Origin of the sequence: Thalassolituus sp. UBA2009, from assembly GCF_002335285.1 — a bacterium.
GTDB classification, from domain to species: Bacteria; Pseudomonadota; Gammaproteobacteria; order Pseudomonadales; family Oceanobacteraceae; genus Venatoribacter; species Venatoribacter alkanivorans.
Window position 1 is genome coordinate 30057 of the sequence record NZ_DDCJ01000122.1, and the last position, 4446, is coordinate 34502.

The following is a 4446-nucleotide window of genomic DNA, read 5'->3' on the forward strand; positions in this document are numbered from 1 at the left end:
GAAATAAACAGCGCCAAAGGCAGAATCATTTCCAGAAAAGACGGTAAACGCAAAAGCAGGGTAAAAAACACAATATCCAGCGACACCTCACCGGCCGCCGCCGCTGCCAGCTGCTGAATCAGACGACCACTCATCAGGATCATCAGCAGCACAGTGGTCACTGCCACCAGTGAGCCGGCCAGTTCCCGGGCCAGATAACGGAAAAGAATCAAAATACTTACCTTATTGCTAACAAACGGCTGTGTTCCGCCCTTGATTTTCGTACACTTGAACGCATCTTTGAGTCAAACGGGCAGGCAACACCGCCCTTTCTTTTCCCGTCAGGAGCCATCATGCAATATCAGATTTCCACGAATTCTGCCGCCGATGTTCAAGCCAGCTGTATTGTGGTCACTCTCGACCAGTCAGGCAAGCTGTCTGACGCCGCCGCTGCCATCAATAATGCCAGTAACGGTTTTATTCAGGCCCGCATCGATGACAAAGACATCAGCGGTAAACTGGCCCAGACCCTGTTACTGCCGGCCGTTGCCGGGGTAAAGGCCAGCCGCGTGTTACTGGTTGGCACCGGTAAAGACCCCCTGACCCGCAGCAGTGCGGTTAAAGTGCTGAACGCCATCGCCAGCGCCAGCAGCGGTTTTTCCGGCAGCATCGCGCTGGCCCTGAATGAACTGGCCAATGATAACCTGAGCGAAGAATGGCTGGCAGAACAAAGCGCCATGGCCTTCGGCAACGCGCTGTACCGTTTTACCGAAACCAAAAGCAAGCAGGATGACGACGTTCGCCAGCCCGACAGCATTATCTGGCTGGGCAGCGATGTCAGCGCCGCGCTGAATAAAGGCGAAGCCGTGGCTCAGGGCGTGGCTTACGCCAAAACCCTCGGCAATATGCCACCGAATATCTGTACCCCTAGTTATCTGGCCGAACAGGCACTGGAGCTGGCCGCCAATGGCGCGTTGGACGTGACCATTCTGGATGAAGATCAGCTGGAAGAAATGGGCGCCGGCGCCTTTGTTTCCGTTGCCAAAGGCTCGTCTGAGCCGGGCAAAATGATCATCATGAAATACAACGGTGCCGCCGATAAAAACGCCGCGCCGCATATGATTCTGGGTAAAGGCATCACCTTTGATACCGGCGGCATCAGCCTCAAGCCGGGTCTGGGCATGGATGAAATGAAATATGATATGTGTGGCGCCGCTTCCGTACTCGGCACCATGCAGGCCTTGCTGACATTAAAACCCGCCATCAATGTCATCGGCATGATCACCAGCGCCGAGAATATGCCCGCCGGTCATGCCAGCAAGCCCGGTGATGTCGTCGCCAGTTTGTCCGGCAAAACCATCGAAATTCTGAACACCGACGCCGAAGGCCGCCTGGTGCTGTGCGATGCCCTGACCTACGGTATCGACAACTTTAAACCGGCCTCCATCGTAGATATCGCCACCCTGACCGGGGCCTGTATGGCCGCACTGGGTCGCGTTAATTCCGGTTTATTCACCACCGACGAAGCCCTGGCCGGAGAACTGCAGAATGCCGCCAGCCACAGTGGTGACAAAGTATGGCGTCTGCCACTGGAAGACGATTATCAGGAATTGCTGGATTCCAACTTTGCCGACATCGCCAATATCGGCGGTCCGCTGGCCGGTGCCACCACCGCCGCCTGCTTCCTGTCGCGCTTTACCGAAGGCACGCCATGGGCGCACCTCGATATTGCCGGCACGGCATGGAATACCGGTGGTAAAACCAAAGGCGCGACCGGACGTCCAGTGCCTTTATTGGTGAATTATTTGCTGGCGAAGTAAGCGGTAGCAGAGCATAAAACCAGAAATAGCGAGCCTCAGATGAGGCTCGTTTTATTTATGCCGTTTACTGAGCAACCAGACAGCGCTGACTGCACTTGAACAACCTTTGCGGGGCTGCCTGACCGCCATGGATGGCGGAAATACCGATTGTGCAGGAGCACACAATCGGCCCTGCGCCCCAACCATGACGCGAAGCCATATTTCAAAGCAGGCACTGCACTGTGGGAGCGGATCTTATCCGCGACAGACCAGCCACTGACTTTCTCGTTCCCACGCCCCGCCTTCTCGTTCCCACGCTCCGCGTGGGAATGCAACTGTCGCTTCAAGGGCTAGCGGATTGTTTAAACCGGCGTCCTGCAGGCGCACAAGCTAAAACCCGAAGCCATATTTCAGAGCAGGCACTGCACTGTGGGAGCGGATCTTATCCGCGACAGGCCAGCCCCGCCCTCACGCTGATAGGTAGGGTGGGCACTGCCCACCAAAGCCATTGTCGCCTTTTGCCACTTGTAACCAGTTTTATCAATTATTGAACCCAACCCTGAATTTCAGTACTCTCGAACCATCGCAGGGATGCCGCCATATCGTACGAACACACCGTCCGGACACATGCCCTCCCCGCTTACAATCCCGAATAATAAAGCCACGCAATTCCTGCCCTGCGTTTATAAGGTCGGGCGGCAGCGTGTCTGGAATAAAAAGAACAAATAAACGCTGGTTACTGTCGGAAAGTGATAGCTGCAAAGTCTAAAGAGCAGTTCAGGGTAAAAGCGCGCATGCGCGTTTATATTCTGGCAAAAAAGAAAATTACGATGATTTTTACAGTCCGGACAATAGGTTAGGCTGGAAATCTGAATAAGGGTTTAGGTGTGTTAATGAGCACGCCTACTAAGAAACTGTTAAACAGGGAGTGTTATGAGTAAGTTACGTCGTTTCTTATCTGTCACGTTCGGATTCGCTGTTCTCGCCGGAATAGCTTGGCTGATTTGGAATATCGTACTGTGGGTAGCCTCGCTAGAGCCTTCATATTCCGGCCCCACGATCACAGCAATCGTAGGTTTTATAGGTCTTATCTACGCCCAATGGCACTCCAAGTCACGAGAAATTCAACAGAGCCATCGCCCAAAAAAAATTGAGGTCTACAACGGTTTCTTTTCCATTCTGGAACGATTTCTTAAGAATCCGGATGAACAGAAAGCGTTGGAGCAAGGGGGTGAGGAGAGTTTACCCGAAGATTTGCGTGATCAGTTTTGGCAACTGAATAAAGGTTTAATCGTTTGGGCCTCCCCAGCAGTCATAAAATCCTGGCTTCACTTCAGAAAAGTAACCACCACAGGTGGCAATACTCTCGTTGCCATGGATAACGTCTTAAAAGCTATTAGGAAGGATCTCGGCAATAGCAATTTCGGCCTTCAAATTGGAGACTCAGTGAAGGTCTTTTTGAGAGATCCGGGTGAGGCTGACCGCGAAATCAAAGCTGAGAAAAATGTTTAACAAAGTGGTCAACGGGACGCCAACTACGCTGCGCTTCGTTGCCGCCCATTACCACCGGCGTTATATCAATCAAAGGAATTTGTTTTGCTGAAAGAAATATTTAAGGGCCTGCTCTGGGGCTTAGGTTTTGGGCTTTCAACTGGCTTGGCATATGTGGCTTATGCGATGTATACCTTGGCGGCAGTAGAATTTTCCTATAAGAAAGATCTAGTGAGCATGCTGGAAGAAGAGGTGTCTTCTTACTACGAGTATATTAAGCCTGAAGTAATAGATTTTGAGCTTAAAGATGAGGTTCTAATAATATCCTCAAGATCCAAGCGTATTGACGCAGCTGATATCTTAAAGCAATCAGCCTTTATAAAGTTCTATCTCTTTGGAAATGTTCCGGGCGAAGAGGAAAAATTACTTGGTATTTGTAGACAAGAAATTGATTCTGATCACTCTAATGAAGAGTACACCTATTATATAAGTAGTTGCGCTACGGCATTGGGAAATGCTTCTCAAGTAGACCGAATCTCTGTTGCAATTGGAACAAAACGTTAGATATAACAAAGCCAGCCAATTCGCAGTATGCTGGCTGGACTCGTTTCACTCGCCATTGCTGACAGGCGTTAACTGCCTAAGAGAGTCCGATGAATATAATATCAATTGGCGTTCAGTCTGGTGGGCCAGGAAAGCACAATATCGGATCGATAAAAGTCGACCTCTATAAGCTATTTAATAAATATTGCACTTCAACTTACTGTGAAGAAGTTGATCAGTATTCTCCAGTCATTCGAGTGGATGGGAAGATCTCTACTTTTGGTGATGAAGGTATTACTAGGCTCAGATTTGCTAAAAAAAGAAAAACTATTACAGCCGATATTCAAATACCTATTTCTGTTTGGGAACCAAAAAGCCCTAATGAGATAAGAGACTATATTGCTGATAAAGTTAGAGATTCTATCGAAGTATTCGTAGCTCGCTTAAAGAAAGATAAGATAGATGTAGATGATAAAAAGTTATTTACAGAAATTGATTTGGCCATTAAAGAATTTAAGGCCAAAAACTATGAGTAAGGCAGTTAACAAGCGGCTCAATCTGAATTAGTTCAGACCTGATCTGAAACTTCTGATTGAAAAGAAGAGAGTTTCCCGTTTTGATAATGGTGTCGAAT

At 49.2% G+C, this 4446-nt stretch carries 5 protein-coding genes; 4 read left to right on the plus strand and 1 reads right to left on the minus strand.

All coding sequences use genetic code 11. The features are described from left to right. A partial coding sequence (locus B3P58_RS15210; protein ID WP_286718832.1) for an LptF/LptG family permease occupies window positions 1-212 on the minus strand: 212 nt, incomplete at its 3' end. A 120-nt stretch (window positions 213-332) separates the two neighbouring features. Between B3P58_RS15210 and B3P58_RS15215 the strand changes: the two genes are divergently transcribed. The 4 genes from B3P58_RS15215 to B3P58_RS15230 all read left to right on the plus strand — a co-directional run bounded on the left by B3P58_RS15215 (window position 333) and on the right by B3P58_RS15230 (window position 4348). Continuing rightward, the gene (locus B3P58_RS15215; protein WP_286718834.1) at window positions 333-1799 is read left to right on the plus strand and encodes a leucyl aminopeptidase; all 1467 of its coding nucleotides are present in this window, start codon (window positions 333-335) and stop codon (window positions 1797-1799) included. Window positions 1800-2711: 912 nt separating this feature from the next. Next, a complete protein-coding gene (locus B3P58_RS15220; RefSeq protein ID WP_286718836.1) occupies window positions 2712-3290 on the plus strand; it encodes a hypothetical protein in 579 nt (192 codons plus the stop codon). Between the two features lie 84 nt (window positions 3291-3374). After that, complete coding sequence (locus B3P58_RS15225) at window positions 3375-3833, plus strand: hypothetical protein (protein ID WP_286718838.1); 459 nt, start codon at window positions 3375-3377, stop codon at window positions 3831-3833. A gap of 89 nt (window positions 3834-3922) precedes the next feature. After that, a complete protein-coding gene (locus B3P58_RS15230) occupies window positions 3923-4348 on the plus strand; it encodes a hypothetical protein (protein ID WP_286718840.1) in 426 nt (141 codons plus the stop codon). The last annotated feature ends 98 nt before the right edge of the window (window positions 4349-4446 follow it).

Bases quoted from the DNA above. Each gene is read 5' to 3' on its own strand.
- B3P58_RS15230 (WP_286718840.1), top strand. From the start codon at position 3,923: ATGAATATAATATCAATTGGCGTTCAGTCTGGTGGGCCAGGAAAGCAC.
- B3P58_RS15220 (WP_286718836.1), top strand. From the start codon at position 2,712: ATGAGTAAGTTACGTCGTTTCTTATCTGTCACGTTCGGATTCGCTGTT.
- B3P58_RS15215 (WP_286718834.1), top strand. From the start codon at position 333: ATGCAATATCAGATTTCCACGAATTCTGCCGCCGATGTTCAAGCCAGC.